This is a genomic window from Caballeronia choica, assembly GCF_001544535.1.
GTDB lineage: Bacteria > Pseudomonadota > Gammaproteobacteria > Burkholderiales > Burkholderiaceae > Caballeronia > Caballeronia choica.
Window position 1 is genome coordinate 1 of the sequence record NZ_FCON02000530.1, and the last position, 869, is coordinate 869.

The following is an 869-nucleotide window of genomic DNA, read 5'->3' on the forward strand; positions in this document are numbered from 1 at the left end:
AAGCCAGCGTTGTTGACGATGATGTCGACGCTCTTGAAGTGTTCCACCGCGGTCCCGATGAAACGTTCGGCGAAGTCGGTCGCCGTCACGCTGCCTGCGCACACCACGGCCTCGCCGCCTTGAGCGCGGATCAGTTCGGCCACTTCGTTGGCCGGATCGGCGTCGAGGTCGTTCACGACGATACGCGCGCCTTCGGACGCGAGTTTCAATGCCACTTCACGGCCAATGCCACGGCCGGAGCCGGTAATCAATGCGGTCTTGCCTGCGAGCTTGCTCATCTCGATGTTCCTTTCTGTTTGATACGCGTTGTTCTATAAAAAATCAGTGCAGTGCCACTACGGCTTCGCCGATCAGCTTCTCGTCACCGAACTGGTTGGCGCACTTGAGCGCGAGCTTCACGCGCTGCTCTCCGTCGGCTTCGAACTTCTCGACGACGTAGCCGGTGCAAATGGGTTGATTGCCCAGATGCGTGATGCCGGTGAAGCGAACCGCCATGCTGCGAATCTGCGTCTGCGGTACCCAGCCCGTCAGCAGGCGACCCAGATACGCGGTCGACAGCATGCCGTGCGCGAACACATCCGGCATGCGCGCCTTGCGCGCGAAATCGATGTCGACGTGGATCGGATTGTGGTCGCCCGAGGCGCCGCAATAGAGAGCGAGCGTGGTCCGGTTGATGGCCGGCAGCGTGAGTGCGGGCAGCGTGTCGCCCACCTTCACGTCGTTAAAGCGAGGTACTGTCATCGAGCGTCTCCTTTAGCCGTTGCGCTGCACGATAACGCCCCGCAGATCGGCGATGTGCTCGCCCTTCTGGCTGGTCACGCGCGTTTCCTGCACCACGAATTGCAGTGCACCGCCTTTCTTCTCGTAGA

3 protein-coding genes are annotated in these 869 nt (G+C 61.1%); all 3 read right to left on the reverse strand.

Features of this window, described 5'->3' with window-relative positions; all coding sequences use genetic code 11:
• Positions 1–278: SDR family NAD(P)-dependent oxidoreductase (locus AWB68_RS45510; RefSeq protein ID WP_125483328.1), on the reverse strand; the 278-nt coding region annotated here is incomplete at its 3' end.
• Positions 279–321: 43 nt separating this feature from the next.
• The gene (locus AWB68_RS45515) at positions 322–741 is read right to left on the reverse strand and encodes a MaoC family dehydratase (RefSeq protein WP_087650511.1); all 420 of its coding nucleotides are present in this window, start codon (positions 739–741) and stop codon (positions 322–324) included.
• Positions 742–753: 12 nt separating this feature from the next.
• Positions 754–869: FAS1-like dehydratase domain-containing protein (locus AWB68_RS45520; protein ID WP_143282081.1), on the reverse strand; the 116-nt coding region annotated here is incomplete at its 5' end.